16 protein-coding genes are annotated in these 18712 nt (G+C 42.6%); 7 read left to right on the forward strand and 9 right to left on the reverse strand.

Features of this window, described 5'->3' with window-relative positions; translation table 11 throughout:
- Positions 1-6 precede the first annotated feature (6 nt).
- On the reverse strand, positions 7-1653 hold the full coding sequence (pafA, locus tag ACH3Z1_RS12515; RefSeq protein WP_490822312.1) for an alkaline phosphatase PafA: 1647 nt from the start codon (positions 1651-1653) through the stop codon (positions 7-9).
- 134 nt (positions 1654-1787) lie between these two features.
- Here pafA and ACH3Z1_RS12520 point away from each other — a divergent pair, with 134 nt between their 5' ends.
- Positions 1788-3047, forward strand: coding sequence for an aminotransferase class I/II-fold pyridoxal phosphate-dependent enzyme (locus ACH3Z1_RS12520; RefSeq protein ID WP_490822313.1), 1260 nt, complete (start codon positions 1788-1790; stop codon positions 3045-3047).
- A 96-nt stretch (positions 3048-3143) separates the two neighbouring features.
- Here the strand turns inward: ACH3Z1_RS12520 and ACH3Z1_RS12525 are convergent, their stop codons facing one another.
- Both ACH3Z1_RS12525 and ACH3Z1_RS12530 read right to left on the reverse strand, forming a co-directional pair.
- Entirely contained in the window at positions 3144-3992 is an 849-nt protein-coding gene (locus ACH3Z1_RS12525) for a DUF2911 domain-containing protein (RefSeq protein WP_490822314.1), read from the reverse strand.
- A gap of 71 nt (positions 3993-4063) precedes the next feature.
- Complete coding sequence (locus ACH3Z1_RS12530) at positions 4064-4972, reverse strand: site-specific tyrosine recombinase (protein WP_490822315.1); 909 nt, start codon at positions 4970-4972, stop codon at positions 4064-4066.
- Positions 4973-5168: 196 nt separating this feature from the next.
- On the opposite strand from ACH3Z1_RS12530, the gene ACH3Z1_RS12535 reads away from it, so the two are divergent.
- Positions 5169-5669, forward strand: a complete 501-nt coding sequence (locus ACH3Z1_RS12535) for a YkgJ family cysteine cluster protein (RefSeq protein ID WP_490822316.1) — start codon at positions 5169-5171, stop codon at positions 5667-5669.
- On the opposite strand, the gene ygiD is transcribed toward ACH3Z1_RS12535, so the two are convergent.
- Positions 5670-6434, reverse strand: coding sequence for a 4,5-DOPA-extradiol-dioxygenase (gene ygiD / locus ACH3Z1_RS12540; protein WP_490822317.1), 765 nt, complete (start codon positions 6432-6434; stop codon positions 5670-5672). It lies immediately after the preceding gene.
- Between the two features lie 119 nt (positions 6435-6553).
- Positions 6554-6913, reverse strand: a complete 360-nt coding sequence (locus ACH3Z1_RS12545) for a YraN family protein (RefSeq protein WP_490822318.1) — start codon at positions 6911-6913, stop codon at positions 6554-6556.
- 73 nt (positions 6914-6986) lie between these two features.
- Here ACH3Z1_RS12545 and manA point away from each other — a divergent pair, with 73 nt between their 5' ends.
- Positions 6987-8222 carry a mannose-6-phosphate isomerase, class I gene (gene manA, locus ACH3Z1_RS12550; protein ID WP_490822319.1) on the forward strand — a complete coding sequence of 412 codons (1236 nt, stop codon included), beginning with the start codon at positions 6987-6989 and terminating at the stop codon, positions 8220-8222.
- Positions 8223-8272: 50 nt separating this feature from the next.
- Positions 8273-8839: a DUF6580 family putative transport protein gene (locus tag ACH3Z1_RS12555; protein WP_490822320.1), complete on the forward strand. Its 567-nt coding sequence runs from the start codon at positions 8273-8275 to the stop codon at positions 8837-8839.
- Positions 8840-8900: 61 nt separating this feature from the next.
- Here ACH3Z1_RS12555 and ACH3Z1_RS12560 read toward each other — a convergent pair whose 3' ends face one another.
- From ACH3Z1_RS12560 to ACH3Z1_RS12575, 4 genes are all read right to left on the reverse strand, one after another.
- Positions 8901-9551, reverse strand: coding sequence for a Dph6-related ATP pyrophosphatase (locus tag ACH3Z1_RS12560; RefSeq protein WP_490822321.1), 651 nt, complete (start codon positions 9549-9551; stop codon positions 8901-8903).
- 134 nt (positions 9552-9685) lie between these two features.
- Positions 9686-10165, reverse strand: a complete 480-nt coding sequence (gene rnhA / locus ACH3Z1_RS12565; RefSeq protein ID WP_490822322.1) for a ribonuclease HI — start codon at positions 10163-10165, stop codon at positions 9686-9688.
- Complete coding sequence (locus ACH3Z1_RS12570) at positions 10162-10950, reverse strand: PhzF family phenazine biosynthesis protein (protein WP_490822323.1); 789 nt, start codon at positions 10948-10950, stop codon at positions 10162-10164. The genes rnhA and ACH3Z1_RS12570 overlap by 4 nt, the downstream gene beginning before the upstream one ends.
- 91 nt (positions 10951-11041) lie before the next feature.
- Positions 11042-12673, reverse strand: coding sequence for an acyl-CoA carboxylase subunit beta (locus ACH3Z1_RS12575; RefSeq protein WP_490822324.1), 1632 nt, complete (start codon positions 12671-12673; stop codon positions 11042-11044).
- Between the two features lie 205 nt (positions 12674-12878).
- Between ACH3Z1_RS12575 and ACH3Z1_RS12580 the strand changes: the two genes are divergently transcribed.
- The 3 genes from ACH3Z1_RS12580 (at position 12879) to ACH3Z1_RS12590 (ending at position 18635) form a co-directional block, all read left to right on the forward strand.
- Positions 12879-14483 carry a GMC family oxidoreductase gene (locus tag ACH3Z1_RS12580; RefSeq protein WP_490822325.1) on the forward strand — a complete coding sequence of 535 codons (1605 nt, stop codon included), beginning with the start codon at positions 12879-12881 and terminating at the stop codon, positions 14481-14483.
- 84 nt (positions 14484-14567) lie between these two features.
- The gene (locus tag ACH3Z1_RS12585) at positions 14568-17435 is read left to right on the forward strand and encodes a 4-alpha-glucanotransferase (protein WP_490822326.1); all 2868 of its coding nucleotides are present in this window, start codon (positions 14568-14570) and stop codon (positions 17433-17435) included.
- Positions 17436-17621: 186 nt separating this feature from the next.
- Positions 17622-18635: a dipeptide epimerase gene (locus ACH3Z1_RS12590; RefSeq protein ID WP_490822327.1), complete on the forward strand. Its 1014-nt coding sequence runs from the start codon at positions 17622-17624 to the stop codon at positions 18633-18635.
- The last annotated feature ends 77 nt before the right edge of the window (positions 18636-18712 follow it).

The raw sequence follows: 18712 nt of genomic DNA on the forward strand, positions 1-18712 counted from the left end.
TAAGCACTATTTGTTGCCTGTTATTTCCGTAATTACTTTTCCAACGGCACCGTTAGGCATTTGAATACTTAACATGGCCGCAATGGTAACAGCAATATCTGTCATATAGTGTTCCTGGTTGCTTTTACCACTCCGTATTTTCCAGCCATACCAAACCAGTGGAATATGCGCATCATAAGGGTTCCAGACACTGTGATCGGTACCTTTGGGATTATCTTTAAACCAATTGGGTTTGGGAATTACCTGTAAGTCAGCACTTCTGTAAGGATAGTAGCCATTGATTAAACGTTCCCGGATGGTTTGCTGTAAATTCGATTCACCCAGTTCCTCTTTGTCAACAACACGATAGATACCTTCTTCTTTTTCCATCGTTTTAATGATGAAAGATTTGATTTCGTCGGTATCCAGGTCCAGTGAATCGATTTCTTTATGATTTAATGCAAGGTTGTAATAGGTAGAATTAATGATGCCGTTTTTCAATTTGTATTTCGACAACAATTCAGAGTTTACTTTTCTCACCACATTTCCCAATGGAATAGAACCACCCGGCAGGTTATGCTCCTTTAAAAAGCCGGGTACATGCGCCGCGCCATGATCGGCTGTAAGGAATAACAAATAATTCCCCTTGCCCACCTGAGCGTCAAGGAAATTCAGGAATTGTTCAATGTCTTTGTCCAGTCGCAGGTAGGTATCTTCCAGTTCAACTGCATTCGGACCAAAACTATGTCCGGAATAATCAGGTGAAGAAATACTTACTGCCAGAAAATCGGTTTCCCTGCCTTTGCCCATTTGCTCGTTGATGGCAGCAGCTTTTGCCATTTCAAATGTATAAGTGGCAGCTTGCGGAAGGAAGGGGAGTTTGTAATAGTCTTTTCCTACATAAGCACTCATGTCGTAGGGGAAACTGTTCTTGGGGCCAATTTCTGTTCGTTCATAATCTTTTGCATCACTTGTACTCTGTGTATATGTTTCAACAGGATACAAGGTTTTCCATCCTTCTTTATAATAAGTATCAGGTAATTTTCTTGCATTGAAATCCTTCACCCACTGTGGCAGATCAGTCATGTAATAAGTACTGCTGATAAAAATACCTTTCGATTCATCGTACCAGTAAGCAGCATTGGCCGAATGTCCGGCTGGAAGAATAGCGCCACGATCTTTAATCGATATGCCAATTACCTTGCTTCTGAAATTGGTGGCCAGACGCAGTTCATCGGTCACAGTATTACTTACCATATTTACCGGACTCATTTCACCATCCCTACTATCTGATCCAACTGTTTTTACCGACTTATCTTCTGCGCAATAAACACTTTTCTGCAATTTGCTGTCCCACCAGTTATTGCCGGTGATGCCATTGATGGCCGGAACGCTACCTGTGTACACACAGGCATGTCCACAACCGGTTGCAGTAGGCGTATATGGTATAAATGTGTTCTCACAACTAAATCCCTGGTTCAGTAAACGATTAAAACCGGCTTTTCCGTAACGATTCTGGTAACGATACAGATAATCCCAGCGCATCTGGTCCACCATGAGGCCCACGACCAGTTTAGGGCGGGCAACAGGCGTTGGAGAGGCGGAAGAGGTATTCTGACCAAACCCGGTACTAACCAGCAGGGAAAGTACAGTTATCAACAGCATTTTTTTCATGTGACGCAGTTTTCCTATGTTGAAGCGATTAAATGGACCGTGAAGATAAGGCAGCGTGAATAAATGCGCTTGCCCTTTACCGATGAAAAGACTAATTTTGCGGAAATTCAGAACCAAAGTAATAATTTGATAATATGGCAGACATTTTTGAGAAACTGGTTAAGAACTATGGTCCCATTGGTCAGCACCGTGAACGTGCACATGGTTATTTTGCTTTCCCTAAACTGGAAGGTGAGATTGGCAGTCGTATGATGTTTCGGGGTAAAAAAATGATTGTATGGAGCCTGAATAATTACCTCGGACTGGCCAATCATCCTGAAGTGCGTAAAACAGATGCTGAAGCTTCCAAAGAATTTGGTCTGGCTCTGCCCATGGGAGCGCGTATGATGAGTGGAAACAGTAACTATCATGAGCAGTTGGAAAGAGAACTGGCTGAGTTTGAATCAAAAGAAGATGCCATCCTCATGAACTTCGGTTACCAGGGTATCATGAGTGCCATTGATGCCATCTGTGGCCGTCATGACGTAATTGTATATGATGCGGAAAGTCATGCATGTATTATTGATGGTCTACGCCTGCATCCCGGACATCGTTATGTATTCAAGCATAATGATATGGAGGACTTTGAAAAACAAATGCAACGTGCCACTGCATTGATTGAAAAACAAAAAACAGGTGGTATACTCGTTATTACCGAAGGTGTATTTGGTATGGCGGGTGACCAGGGTAAATTGAAAGAGATCGCAGCATTGAAAGACAAATACGATTTTCGTCTGATGGTAGATGATGCACATGGATTTGGTACATTGGGTACAACAGGTGCAGGTGCAGGCGAGGCGCAGGGCTGCCAGGATGCAATTGATCTCTATTTCTCAACATTCGCCAAATCAATGGCATCCATTGGTGCTTTTATGGCCGGACCAAAAATCATCATCGATTTTATCCGTTACAATATCCGTTCACAGATTTTCGCCAAAAGTTTACCCATGCCGATTGTGGTAGGAAACCTGAAGCGCCTCGATATGTTGAGAACCATGCCCGAGTTGAAAGAAAAACTCTGGAGCAATGCCATGAAACTGCAGAATGGTTTAAAAGAAAGAGGATTTGATATTGGTAAAACCGATACACCTGTTACACCTGTGTATATGAAAGGTGGGGTAGAAGAAGCAACAGCCATGGTCATGGACCTGCGTGAGAATTACCATATCTTCTGTTCTATTGTAGTGTATCCTGTAATTCCAAAAGGACATATCATTTACCGCTTAATTCCAACTGCGGCACATACAGATCAGGATATTGAGGAAACACTGAAAGCTTTCAGCGAAACAAAAGCCAAACTGGATGCGGGAGCGTATAAAGCAGAAGCGATTCCGGATATGGCGGAAGCGAAATAAACAGCAGAATAAGGAACAGAGAAAGTGATAGAGGAAGAAATAAAAAAAGTCGTCACGCTTTAGGCATGACGACTTTTTTATTGGAGAGGGTGTTCTTTATAATTTTTTGATCAGTTCTGTTCCGAGTTTTACGTATTCTTCATTGGGCGAAGCGGCAGCTTTGGCCAGTTCAATACATTTTTCGGCGCTGGCTTTAGCACTGATTTTATCACCCAAGTCACGCTGGATTTTTGCTTTCAATAAAAATATCCAGTAACCGTTGGGGTTTACTTCAGTGGCTTTGGTAGCAGCACTCAGGGCCTTGTTCAGGTCTTTGTCCATTTCATAATAAAAATTCGCGGCAGGATAGTAAGCGTTGGGGTTTACTTTTTCAGCACTTAATGCTTTTTCAACCTGTGCACGTACACGATCTTTAATATTGGTACTGATGGGTATTCTGATGGCAGTGCTGCCCCATACAATGTTCAGATCGCAGGTTTCGGCAGCAATGTTTGAAAACTGCATGGTAAAAGTTTCGGTATTACCAGCGGCTTTATCTGCTTTTACTTTGAAACGAACCACATCTTCAGCCTCTTTGTAGCCATCGGTGCCCCAATTGCCCAGGCCTTTGTTCAGGATGACTTCCCAGTTGTCTTTTCCTGGAATGGTGTACAGTACATAAGAACCGGTATCGAGTTTTTTACCCCCGATGGTAACATTGTCTGTAAATTTCAAACGGGTAGCGGCATTGGCACCTGTGCGCCATAATTTGTTTAAGGGAGCAAGATCACTGCCTTCTTTCAATAAACTACGCCCATTGATATTCGGACGGGAATAGGTGAGCTCTATAGAACCCATACCAAAAGCCTGTGTAACACGCTGTGTAGTGCTGGGCTGAGGCATACTGATCTGCGCAAATGCATTGATGCTGCAAACTGTGGCAGCAAGCAATAATAGTTTTTTCATACTGATGATCGTTTTAGAATGGTAAAGCTACCTGAATTTCATTCAACTAAAGAACCATTTATACCGAATGGCTATTTTTTATCTTTAAATGCCGGATGAAACTGCTGTAAAGTATTACGGAGGAAATCGCGGTCAAGATGGGTATAGATTTCCGTGGTGGTAATGCTTTCATGCCCCAGCATTTCCTGAACGGCGCGCAGGTCTGCACCACCTTCTACCAGGTGTGTGGCAAAAGAGTGCCTGAATGTGTGGGGAGAAATCGTTTTGCTGATGCCTGCTTTTTTTACAAGATCGCGTATGATATAAAAAATCATGACCCTGGATAATCCTTTGCCCCTTCCATTCAGAAAAAGGATGTCTTCAAAACCTTTCACCAGTGGTTGATGAACCCTGATATTGTCTTTGTAGAGTTTAATATACTTTACTGCATCTGAACCAATAGGAACCAGTCTTTCTTTATCGCCTTTACCAATTACCCTGATAAAGCCTACATCAAGGTACAGACAGGATATTTTCAATCCTACCACTTCACTTACCCGTAAACCGCAACTATACATGGTTTCAAGGATGGCTTTATTACGACCACCTTCGGGTTTGCTCTGGTCAATCTGTCCGATGATCAGTTCTATTTCTTCAAAACTCAGTACATCGGGCAGGGCCCTTTTTGTTTTGGGTGCTTCCAGTAAAGAAGTTGGGTCAACTGTAACAATCTGTTCGGTGAGCAGGTATTTATAAAAACTCCGGATACCTGAAATAATCCTGGCCTGTGAAGTAGCTGTCATACCCAGTTCACCAATCCATCTGGTAAAACCTTGTAAGTCTTTTAAAGTAACAGTGGCAGGAGAGGGGTTCGCTTCATCTTTGCCAAGAAACTGTGTGAGTTTGTCAACATCACGCAAATAGGCTTCAACAGATAAATCACTCAACGATTTCTCCAGTCGCAGGAAAGCTTTGAATCCTTTTTTGTAGGCATCCCACATGCAATTTGGAAATTAGGTAATTGGAAAATGAGGTGAATTCCCGCGGAATTTTTATTTGTTGTAAAAGTAAAGATTAAAGGGGGCTTTTGATGCGGGAGGGGGATAAATCTGAGAATGTATAGCGTTGTATAAAATGATTTGGCATAACGCAGTTGCTCACCGATATTGCAAGCATAAACATATATCTTAGTTCTACATGCAGCCGATTAATCTTCGTTCGTTTAAACAAAAAGTAAGACACCACCAGAAAGCATTCAAAAAATTCTTAGGTAAGATTGAGAAAAATCCTCCCAGGCATTTGGATAAAATGGCTGAAACCATTGATGCAGAAGTATGGAAGGAAATAGATTGTCTCACTTGTGCCAACTGCTGCAAAACCATGAGTCCGACATTCACCAATACCGATATCAAAAGAATAGCCACTCATTTCAGCATGACTCCCAAAGAGTTCAAGGAAAAATGGCTGTACTTCGATGAAGAAGATGGAGACTGGATGAATACCAAACAGCCCTGCCAGTTTTTAAACCTCAGCACCAATATGTGTGCTATTTACGAAGTAAGACCTGCTGACTGTGCGGGTTTTCCACACCTCAAGAAAAAGAAGATGACTGATTACATTCATGTACATCAGCAAAATGTATCCTACTGCCCGGCCACATTTAAAATGGTAGAAAAAATGATGGATCGTTTAGCTTAATCAGCCAATTAGTACCGAAGTCATAGAGATAGATCCATAAATGGTTTTATCATTAAAAAACTGCAGACTGTCTGCATCGTCTTTAAGTCCGAGTAAATAAAGCAGGGGCAGAAAATGTTCGGGAGTAGGAATCGATTGCTGAACTGCTTTACCCAGTGCATGGTAGGATGTTAGTTGTTGATGATCTCCCTTGGTGATTAAATCTTTAAAATGTTCATTGGCTTCTGTTGCCCAGTCATAACCGGTTTCAGGTGTACGCCAGTTCATCAACCCGAGATTATGTACCATATTACCGCTACCCACAATTAAAACACCTTTGTTGCGTAGGGCTGATAATTCTTTGGCCAATGCATAATGCCAGTCTGGCTTTTGCAATTGATTCATGCTGAGCTGCACCACCGGAATGGATGCGTCGGGATACATATGATTTAATATACTCCAGCACCCGTGATCCAGTCCCCATTGATGATCGGGCATTACTTCTGCCGACTGCACACTCTCCATGGTCAATGCCGCCAGCGACGGACTACCGGGAGCAGGGTATTCCACATCAAAAAGTGCTTTCGGAAAACCATAAAAATCATGGATTGTTTTCGGTTTCTCCATGGCGGTTACATAAGTACCCCTGGTTTCCCAATGAGCTGAAATACATAAAATTGCGGTGGGAGAAGGGATATCTGATGTGATGTTCTTCCAGCCGGCAGCAAACTCATTGTATTCAATGGCATTCATCGGACTTCCATGTCCAACAAAAAGAGCTGGCATGCGTGCTGTTGAGCCTGAAGAATGGATAATATCTGAAAGGGCTGTAAAAGACAATATTTAAAGTTTAAACATCAAAACTATTTCATTCTCTTCAGGTAGAAAAGTTAAAGCTTGTTTTATTAAAAATACACATCCTCAATAAGATAGATTTCTTTGGCAATCCCATTGACAAGCGTAATGGCAATGACATTAAACTGGAGATATTTCCATGCCGGGTTACGGAACTGGTATTCTTCTGCAGCATTTTTCAGGTGGGTCATTTTTTCCCTGGTGATACTTTCTTCGGGTTTGCCAAATCGCATGGAGTTTCGTGTCTTCACTTCCATAAAATGAAGTTTCCTGTCTTTCGAGGCAATGATATCTACCTCCCAGTGTTTGAAACGCCAATTGCGTTCAAGAATGGTATAGCCTTTATCTGTGAGGAATGCTGCGGCAATATCTTCGCCCTGCTGACCGGTTTGTATGTTTGTCTGTTGCATGGTTTCGTTAAAACTTGATGGCGGGATATGATTTTGAAGGATTTCAGCGTTATTTTAAATTAATTGCGTAACGATGAATGTAGCATATACCATTTCGGCTTTACAAGGTAAAGTACAACACTACGAATGGGGCGGCTTTAGCTTCCTGCCAGAATTATTGGGGATAAATAATGCAGAAAAACGTCCATTTGCAGAATATTGGCTGGGTGTTCATCCTTTGGGTGTAGCTTACGTTTTACAGGGAAATACTGCCGTTTCATTGACTGATGTGATTAGTAAGGATCCGGTTAAAGCACTTTCTGCCAGCGTGAACAGTCAGTTTGGAGAACTTCCTTACCTGCTTAAAATACTTGATGTAAACCAGATGTTATCCATCCAGGTACATCCTTCCAAAAAAGTAGCAGAAGAAGGGTTCGACAGGGAAGATAAAATGGGCATTGCCGGCAATGCTTTTAACCGTAACTATAAAGACCGGAATCATAAACCAGAAGTAATGCTGGCAATCAGTGAGTTCTGGCTGTTACATGGATTTAAACAACAGCATTTGCTGGAGCAAACACTGGCCGACATACACGAATTCCAGATACTGCTACCACTGTTTAAAAAAGAAGGACTTGCTTCACTGTACAGCTTTATCATGGAAATGGACCAGCAGTCAGTCAACAATCTCCTGCTGCCATTGGTGAAAAGAGAAATCAGGAATAAGAGAGAGGGATTGCTGACTAAAAATGACCCCGGATGGTGGGTGGCCAAATATTACCAGGAAGAAAACCCGGTTGGCGACATCGACAGGGGCGTATTCTCTATTTATCTGTTCAATATAACCCAGTTGCAACCGGGTGAAGCCATTTTCCAGGGTGCAGGTGTTCCACATGCTTACCTGGAGGGACAAAATGTTGAATTGATGTCGAACAGTGATAATGTATTACGTGGCGGACTCACCAGTAAACATATTGATGTGCCTGAATTCCTGGCCAATACCCGTTTCGAATCCATCACCCCAAAAATTCTGAAAGGAAGCGCTTTGAAAGATGGGGAAACAGTGTTTCATTTTCCGGTTCCTGATTTTGCACTTGGTTATATTCAGTTGAATGAAGCTGCACTATTTGAAGACAGTGCTTCCGGACCAGAAATATGGATGGTATTGGAAGGCGGTGTTATCATCAATAACGAAATGGTCATGAAAAAAGGGGACTCATTTATCGTGTTTCCCGATCAGTCATACATATTCAGAACATCGGGTAAAACAATCCTCTGCAAAGCATTTGTACCTGTAGATAATGCTTATTCACAATATGAGGAAAATTGAAACCGGAACTTTGAGGAGAAGGCCTATTTTTGTACCCGAAATCGACCAAAATGAAATTGAACCGTTCGCTAATTATTTCACTTGTACTGACTGTTTTTTTAAGTGCTATTTATCGCGCCATGCCTAACAGGCCATGGGGTTTTGCACCTCAATTTGCCATTGCCTTATTTGCTGGTGCTGTTTTTGTAAAAGACAAGAAATGGGCTTTTATCATACCATTGGTTTCCATGTTTCTTTCCGATCTGTTATACCAGGCATTGTATGTAAACGGGTTAACTGAAATACAGGGTTTTTATACAGGTCAGTGGAAAAATTACCTGTTATTTACTTCCTTAACTGTTTTTGGTTTCCTCTTAAGAAATGGTAAACCATTGAAGGTATTGGCTGCTTCTTTAGCATCACCTACTACTTTCTTCCTGGTTTCCAACTTTATGGTTTGGTCAGGTGGCGGTGGATTGAATCGTCCTAAAACTTTTGAAGGCCTGATCCAGTGTTATGCAGATGCCGTTCCTTTTTATGGTAACAGTTTAATTGCTACCGTTGTATTCTCGGCGATTCTGTTTGGAGGTTATTATTTATTGAATCAGTACAACGCTAAAAAAGAATTAGCGAAATAAAATACCAGTTGTGTATGCAACAATAAAAAAGGTAGGATCGTCTTATACGATCCTACCTTTTTTATTGTAAAACCAGTTCCGAGAACCAATAATTTTCATGTGCTAATGTCTGTGTTACCGCAACTTCAATGGGTTGGGTAAACAGGGGGCAATGGTACACAAGGGTATGATATTCTCCATTTTCGCCACAGGCATCTATGCCCAAGGCTTCCAGTTCATCAACCAACGCAGGGGTAATGGTTTTTCCAAGAAAGGAAGGCCCCATCACACTATTACAACTCACAATCATGGTTTGAATACCGGCATTGAGCATTTCAAACACTAATTTTCTTCTGTCCTCTAACCACAAAGGTAAAAATGCATCGAGTCCTGCATGGGAACAAACTTTTTCTTCCCAGTCGCGGTGTGCCTGTAAATCGATATCACCAAAAACAGCCGTAGTAAGCTGGTATTGCTGTTTCAGATCCATCAGTGCCGTTACAAAATTATTTTCATAATCCTGCCAGCTACTGCTGATGAGCTGTATGGGTAATCCTGCTGCTGCAGCCTGTGCCCTTAAAATATTTTCAGGAATACCATGGCTTCGGGAAATCTTACCCGATTCATTCATCACGTTCAATAATACAGCGGGATTCATGCCGGCTGCTTTGGCCTTCATCAGCGCAAAACAACTGTCTTTGCCACCGCTCCAGGAGGAGAGACAATTACTCAATTTGAAAATTTGGAAATTTGGAAATGGAGAACTGCTTTCCCGGTGGGAAAGGCAGTTGACAGCAATTTACGATGAACACTTAAACTATTTATTAGAAATCTATACATCAAACTCATTTTCAAATTTTCAAATTTTCAAATTTGGCTTTTCTCAAACTCCTCATCTACTAATAAATCCCCTCCATCTGCAGCCGCAGTTGCCAATTCGTCGCAGCGATTGTTCCAGGGGTTATCGGCATGACCCTTTACCCACACAAATCTTACTTTAAAATGGCTGGCAATGGCTTTATACCTTAACCAGAGATCCTTGTTTTTTTTGCCACCTTTAAAATCGGTTCTGATCCAGTTGTCCAACCATTTTTTTTCTACTGAATTAACAATATACTGGCTGTCGGTATAAATGGTGACAGCAATATTTTTTTTGGTCAGCGATTCCAGTGCCACAATCACACCCATCAATTCCATACGGTTATTGGTGGTGTGGCGATATCCGGCTGCCAACTCCTTTCTTTTATCGCCCCAAAGCAACACAATACCATAACCACCCGGACCAGGATTACCCCTTGCCGAACCATCGGTATAAATAATCAGTTGATGTGCCTGTTGTTCACTCATGCGATCCGGTATGTTCCTTTCATGTATAAAACGGCTTTGCCTGCAATGGTAACGCGGTCGCCATTGATGCCACACCATAAATCGCCTCTGCGTTTAGATAGCTGTACAGCTTTCATCGAAGTTTTGTCTAAAGCTTTTGCCCAGTAAGGAATAAGTGTTGCATGTGCAGAGCCGGTAACAGGGTCTTCACCAATCACAGAATTGGGCACAAAAAAGCGCGATACAAAATCAGCCTCTTTTCCTTTGGCAGTAATAATGATACCCAATGTTTCCACCTGGTTCAGTTCAACAAAATCGGGTACTGCATTCATGATCTCTTCTTCTGATTCATACAGCAGGAAATAATCACGTGAGCGTAATACTTCTTTGGGTTTGATACTGAAGCCCTCTAATAAATGTGCAGGTATTTCACAAGGTACTGGCATACGGGCCGGGAAATTCATTTCCATCAGTTCCCCTTTTTTGGTAACAGTGAGTAAACCACTTTTGCTGTGAAAACGAATCTCATCTTTGGCATAACCTAATTCATAAAATAATACATGCGCCGTGGCAAGGGTAGGGTGACCAGCCAGGTCAATTTCTAACTCCGGCGTAAACCAGCGGATATCAAAATCGCCATCAGGTCTCTCAACAAAAAAAGCCGTCTCAGATAAATTATTTTCATTGGCCAGTTGCTGCATGGTCTCTGTTGATAACCATGCTTTCAATGGGCATACCGCCGCGGGATTGCCACCGAATACATGATCGGTAAAAGCATCCACCGTATAAATAGGATAGGTTTGCATAGTAAAAATTAAACGACAAAGTAAACGGATTCATACAAACAATAAATGCCGCTGTTCATAATTCGTTTAACCTCTTATACACAACGGCTGCTTATACCTGGAATACACCTGTTCTAAATGTATCCATATCGGGATTGTGGTTGGCTGCATGAATGGCTTCTGCAATAACCTGTCTTGTTTCGAGCGGGTCTATAATGCTGTCGACCCAAAGTCTTGCGGCTGCATAATAGGGTGTGGTTTGTTTTTCATACCTGCCCTTTATTTCATCCAGCAGTTGTTGTTCCAGCACTTTGTCAACTTCTTTTCCCTGCGCTTTCATACTGGCTACCTGAATCTGAGCAAGTGTTTTAGCCGCCTGTTCTCCACCCATAACAGCAATCTTTGCGGAAGGCCATGCATAAATAAAACGTGGATCATAGGCTTTACCACACATGGCATAGTTACCGGCGCCATAACTGTTGCCTACGATAATGGTAATTTTAGGTACCACTGAATTGGCCACGGCATTCACCAGTTTGGCACCATCTTTTATAATGCCACTGTGTTCACTTCTGCTGCCCACCATAAAACCGGTTACATCCTGCAGGAAGACCAATGGAATTTTTTTCTGGTTACAGTTCATGATAAAACGGGCGGCTTTATCGGCACTGTCATTATAAATTACACCACCAATCTGCATTTCACCTTTCTTGTTTTTGCAGATGAGTCGCTGGTTGGCGACAATACCTACGGCCCATCCATCAATTCTTGCATAACCGCAGAGAATGGTTTTACCATAATCCTGCTTGAACTGTTCAAACGCACTATTGTCAACCATCCGTTCAATGATCTCTAGCATATCATAAGGCTTCTGGTTGCCTTCGGGAATGATACCGTATAATTCCTGCGGATTTTTTTGTGGTGGCTGAGCGGTAATCCTGTCGAAACCTGCTTTGGGTTGTGCACCCAGTTTCGACATCAGCTTTTTAATATGATCAAGACAGTCTTCTTCTGTTTTAAATTTATAATCTGCAATGCCGCTTATTTCTGTGTGGGTGATGGCACCGCCCAGTGTTTCGTTATCGATGTCTTCACCAATGGCTGCTTTCACCAGATAGGATCCTGCCAGGAAAATACTTCCATTGCCTTCCACCATCAGTGTTTCGTCGCTCATAATGGGTAAGTAGGCACCACCTGCAACACAGGCACCCATAACGGCAGCAATCTGAGTAATACCCATGGCACTCATCCTCGCATTGTTGCGAAAGATGCGTCCGAAATGTTCTTTATCGGGAAAAATTTCATCCTGCATGGGCAGAAAAACGCCGGCACTGTCAACCAGGTAAACAACAGGCAGTTTATTTTCCATGGCGATCTCCTGCATGCGCAGGTTTTTCTTTCCCGTAATGGGAAACCATGCACCTGCTTTTACGGTCTGGTCATTGGCCACAATAACGGCCTGTCGCCCACTAATATAACCCACTCCGGCAACGGTGCCCGCTGCGGGACATCCACCTTCTGCTTCATACATATCAAAACCGGCAAATGCACCGATTTCAACAAAGGGGCGGCCTTCATCGCATAAATAGGCAATCCGCTCACGGGCGGTGAGCTTCTTTCTTTCTTTTTGTTTTTCGATTGATTTTTTTCCGCCTCCCAGTTTTATCTTATCCATGTGTTGCTGTACCTGGCTGAGTCCAAGTTTCATCCAGTCTTCGTTACGGTTGAATGCCATGTCTGTCATACGAACAATTGTTAGTTTTGCAAAGATAGGGGTTGAGAGGTATAGAACAGGGTTGATTGTATTACTATCAATTCTTAATAACGCGGCTGATTAGCTGACAATTTCGTTTATTTTTAATATTGATGAAAGAATATATCGAAGAAGTATATTCACCACAGATCCGCGGAGAAATCAAGGAGAAAACTTTTACTGCAAAGAGAAAAATATGTCATTCGACTACATCATCATCGGTGCAGGGTCTGCGGGCTGTGTACTGGCCAACCGTTTATCTGAAAACAGTGAGCATAAAGTGCTTTTACTGGAAGCCGGTGGTCGCGATACAAAGATGGAAATACATATTCCCGGTGGTTATGGAAAACTCCACCGCTCTGAAGTAGACTGGGCTTTCTGGACTACTCCCCAAAAATCAATTGATCACCGTAAACTTTTTATTCCGCGTGGTAAAACACTCGGGGGTAGTAGTGCCACCAATGCCATGGCTTATGTTCGTGGCAATAAAGCCGACTACGATGATTGGGCCGCATTAGGTAATAAAGGTTGGTCGTTTGAAGAGGTATTGCCTTTTTTCAAAAAATCGGAACACAATGAACAGTTTGGCGGCGATTACCATGGATGGGATGGAGAACTGAATATTACACAATCCACACAGCCACATCCACTGGCCGAAGTATTTATACAGGCCTGTGCCGAAATCGGCATAGCTCGAAACGATGATTATAACGGCCCCGAACAATTGGGTGCTTCCTTGTTGCAATTCAGCATCAAAAATAACCGGCGGCATAGTACGGCAACAGCATTTCTGAAGCCCGCCATGAAAAGATCCAATCTGACCGTGCGAACAGACTGCCAGGTAAAATCAATACTGGTAGAAAACGGAAGAGCAGTCGCTGTGGAGGTGATGATAAAGAACGGAGGCACTGAACGGATCAACTGCAACAAAGAAGTGATCCTGTCTGCAGGTGCTATACAATCGCCTCATATCCTGATGCTGTCTGGTATTGGCGACCCTATAGAACTGGGTAAGGCTGGAGTGAACATCATTCATCCTTTACCCGGTGTGGGTAAGAACCTGCAGGATCATGTATGGGTGGGAACAGGTGCGCATACCATTATTCCCACATCCAACCACCTGCTCAAGCCCTGGAACATGGGAGTGGCGGTGTTGCAACAACTGTTGATGAAAAAAGGGCCATTGTCAAACAGTCCTGTTGAAGCCAATGCTTTTGTTGCACTGGACCAGGCATCATCGCGACCAGATATACAGTTTCATTTTGCACCGGTTGGTATTGCCGATGATTACAGCACGGATATCTATGACCTCAAAACCTTTCCGCAGAAAAGCGGAATAGGTATCATGGCCATTTTATTAAAACCAGAAAGCAGGGGAGTGATTGGATTGAAAACAGCCAATCCAAAAGATTACCCCGTTATTCATCCGAATGTATTGGCCACAGATGCTGATCGTGCTACTTTACTGACCGGTTTACAAAAAGCCATTGCACTGATGCGTACTTCGGCACTGGATGCGTATTTTGAAGATGGTATACAACTACCAAAAGAACCAGATGATGAAGTTTCACTCAACAAACATATCAACCGCAGTCTCGAAACCCTTTACCATCCTGTTGGTACCTGTAAAATGGGTAATGATGCGTTAGCCGTAGTTGATGACCAGCTTCGGGTACATGGTATCAAAGCCCTGCGTGTGGTTGATGCATCCATTATGCCTGTTATTGTTGCCGGCAATACCAATGCCGCCACCATCATGATTGCAGAAAAAGCAGCCGACCTCATTAAATCCGCCAACTAAACTTAGTTTTGCCTGCCTGGGATTGAATTATTGTGTTGTATTTACACATTAAATAACTAATTTGTGACTTCTAAAACTGCTCAAGTGGCTACCACTAAGAAAACGATTGCTACAGTTAAAGGTAAACCTGTGTCCAAACCTGAAGCAGGTGCCAGCAAAAAAGCCAGCTCTAAAGCGACAGCTACCACAAAAACGCCCACAAAAGCATCAACCAAAACTATAGCTCCTAGGCAACCATCAGCCGTAAAACATATTACTTTTCAACTGCGTTTTCATACTGTATTTGGTCAGGGTTTGTTTATTGTGGGAAACCATGCTTTACTCGGTAACGGCGAGGTAGAACAAGCTGTACCCATGCAGTATTTTAGTGAGGAATATTGGGTGTTGACGCTGCCTTTTGAAGCAGCAGACTGTACAGGATCGGTTACCTATCATTATGTACTGAAAAATGCAGACGGAACCATCCAGCAGGACTGGGGCAATGATAAAGTGTTTGATCCACTCGCTGTTAAAGCAACTGAAATACATATCATCGATACCTGGAACTATGCGGGATATTTTGAAAATGCATTTTATACCGAGCCTTTTAAAAAAGTGTTGTTGAAAAACAACCACACAGCAGTAAAAACAAACAAACCCAAAACAGTTACACATATACTCAGTGTAAAAACACCTTTGTTACAAAAAGGAGAAACGATCTGTGTAACAGGCAGTGGCAATGCATTTGGTTATTGGGATACCACAGAGCCCGTTCTTTTGTCGAAACCGGAAGGTGTAGATTATTACAGCGTTGAATTAAATCTGAGCAAAGAAAATTTTCCGATCGCCTATAAATTTGGAGTGTATGATACCGTGCAGAAGAAGTTTGTGCGGTATGAAGATGGCAATAACCGCATTCTTCACGAAGCAGTACTAAAAGACAAGCTGACCATTGTACATGATGGTTTTGCGGTATTACCCAATAATGCCTGGAAAGGCGCAGGTGTGGCTATTCCGGTATTCAGTATCAGAACAGAACACGGATTAGGTGTGGGTGAGTTTGTGGATTTGAAAAAAATGGTGGATTGGGCAGTACAGGCTGGTTTAAAAATGATACAGCTATTACCCATCAACGATACAACGGCCACACATAGCTGGACAGACTCTTATCCTTATGCTGCTATATCTGCATTCGCTTTACATCCTATTTACCTGAACCTTGATTTATTGGTGAAAGAGGATGCAAAACTGCAGAAACAGATCAATGTTGAAAAAGCCAAACTCAATGCACTGGCTGAGATGGATTATGAAGCCGTGATTCGTTTTAAAACCAAACTGATCGAGAAAGTATATGCGACCAAAGGGAAGGATGTATTAGCATCGGAAAGCTTTAACAGTTATTTCGAACAAAACAAACACTGGTTGCAATCATATGCCACTTTCTGTTACCTGCGCGATCAGTATGGAACGGTAGATTTTAACCAGTGGCCTGCATACAGACATTATGTGCAGTCTGAAATTGATGCGCTGTCTGCTAAAGATTCTGCTGCTTACCCTGAAATCGCTTTGCATTATTTTATACAATACCAGTTGCATGTACAATTAAAAGAAGCCACTGCTTATGCCCATGCACATGGCATTATTGTGAAGGGTGATATAGCTATTGGCGTTTACCGGCATGGTGCCGATGCATGGCAGCATCCTGCATTGTATCATATGGATGCACAGGCTGGTGCACCACCAGATGATTTTGCAGTGTCGGGACAAAACTGGGGTTTCCCTACCTATAACTGGAAACAGATGCAAGCAGATGGTTTTGCCTGGTGGAAACAGCGCTTTGAGCAGATGAGTTATTATTTTGATGCATTCCGTATTGATCATATACTCGGCTTCTTCCGAATCTGGAGTATTCCGATGGATGCAGTGGAAGGTATTCTGGGTCGCTTTGTTCCTGCCATTCCTGTTCACATCAATGAGTTTCAGCAGCGTGGTATTTCATTTGATCATCACCGTTTTACGCAACCCTTTATCAATGACAATGTGTTGTGGGAACTGTTCGGGTACGATAATGAACTGGTAAAAAAAGAATTTCTTGACTACGATGGATTTGGCAACTATACCCTCAAACCCGCTTTCGCCACACAAAGACAGGTAGAAGCTTATTTCAATACACTCGAACAGGATGACCAGCATGAGAAAGTAAAGAAAGGTTTGTATGACCTGATCAGTAATGTGATACTGTTTGCCGCATCGGAAGATGATCATGAGCATTTTCATTTCCGTATTGGTATTGAAAATATTTCTTCCTTCCGTTACCTGGATGCACATATCCAGGGGTTACTGAAATCGCTGTATGTTGATTATTTCTATCGCCGTCAGGATGATTTCTGGAAACAGGAAGCCATGCAAAAATTACCGGCACTCAAACGCGTTACCAATATGCTGATTTGTGGTGAAGACCTGGGTATGGTTCCGGATTGTGTACCGGATGTAATGAAGCAACTCGGATTGTTGAGCCTCGAAATACAAAGGATGCCCAAGGATCCCAAGAAAAGTTTCTTTCATCCCAATGATGCACCTTACCTGAGTGTAGTAACACCTTCCACACACGATATGAGTACCATACGTGGCTGGTGGGAAGAAGACCGGGAGCGTATTCAGCAGTTTTATAACCATGAGCTGGGTCAGTGGGGAGAAGCACCTGCATATTGCGAAGCATGGATTAACCAGGCAATCGTATTACAGCATTTATATTCACCTGCTATGTGGTCTGTGTTTCAGTTACAGGACCTGTTGGGTATGGATGCGTCGGTACGCAGGGAAGACCCCAATACCGAACGAATCAATATTCCGGCCAACCCCAAACATTACTGGCGATATCGCATGCACCTGAGTATGGAAGAGTTGATGAATGAAGAAACATTCACAAAAGAGCTGCGCGGATATATTGAAGCCAGTGGCAGAGCGTCATGAGACGTGAAAGCTGAAACGCGAAAAGTGAGATATGAGCAGCCCTCTGTGAAACTTCGTGCCTTACTCTGTGTAACACTGTGGTAAAAAAGATTTAAAGTTTTGACAACCCATCAAAAATCAAAAAATCACAGATCAAAAATTCAAAGATCATAATCTGCTATCTTTACGGCTCCAAAATCAATCCCTTTGAAACTGAGTTACCGGGCCATCAACCTTCCATTTCAATACCCATTCACGATTTCTCATGGCAGAACCAAAACGCACCAGCCATCACTGATTGTTGCACTGGAACTGGGACCTTTTATGGGTTTTGGGGAAGCGCCTGCAATTACTTATTACAATGTTACGGTAGAAGATATGATCGCCGATCTCGAGAAGCACAGACCGATGATCGAGAAATTTGCCTTAACAGAACCCGAACGTTACTGGCATTACCTGCATCACCTGATTCCAAACAATCCTTTTCTCGTTTGTGCACTCGATATGGCCTGCTGGGATCTGTTTGGAAAGATGAAAGGTCAGCCTGTATATCAACTCTGGAACACGAGCTGGGAAAATACCCCCATTACCGATTACACGATCGGTATTGATACGATTGATGTGATGATCAATAAAATGAAAGCACATCCCTGGCCCATCTATAAAATAAAACTAGGCACCCCACAGGATATTGCCATCATTGAAGCATTGCGACAGTACACCAGTGCTACATTCCGTATCGATGCCAATGCAGGATGGACCACAGAAGAAGCTTTGCGTAAAATTCCACAGTTGGCTACATTGGGTGTTGAGTTTATTGAACAGCCCCTCGCCAAAGACAATTGGGATGGGATGAAACTATTGTATGAAAAATCTTCTCTGCCTTTGTATGCGGATGAATCATGCGTATCGGAACAGGATGTAAAAAAATGTGCGGGTCATTTTCATGGCATCAATATCAAACTCACCAAATGCAGTGGTATGACGCCTGCCATCAGAATGATACAGGAAGCCAGAACACTGGGTTTGAAAGTGATGATGGGTAGTATGAATGAATCTACGATTGGCTCTGCAGCCATTGCACAATTTTTACCCCAGATTGATTCTGTGGATATGGATGGACCACTGTTATTGGCAGCAGATATTGCAACAGGTATTGAATACGATAACGGACAGGTTCGTTTATCAGGAAAACCGGGATTAGGTGTGCGAATTTCCTGATCGGTGAATAGTAAAAACGTTACTTCTTTATTCACTTTTCTATAACAGTTATTTCTTTTTCTGGCATCGGGTTTGGC

The sequence above is a fragment of the Sediminibacterium sp. FW305-C-49 genome (assembly GCF_058231085.1).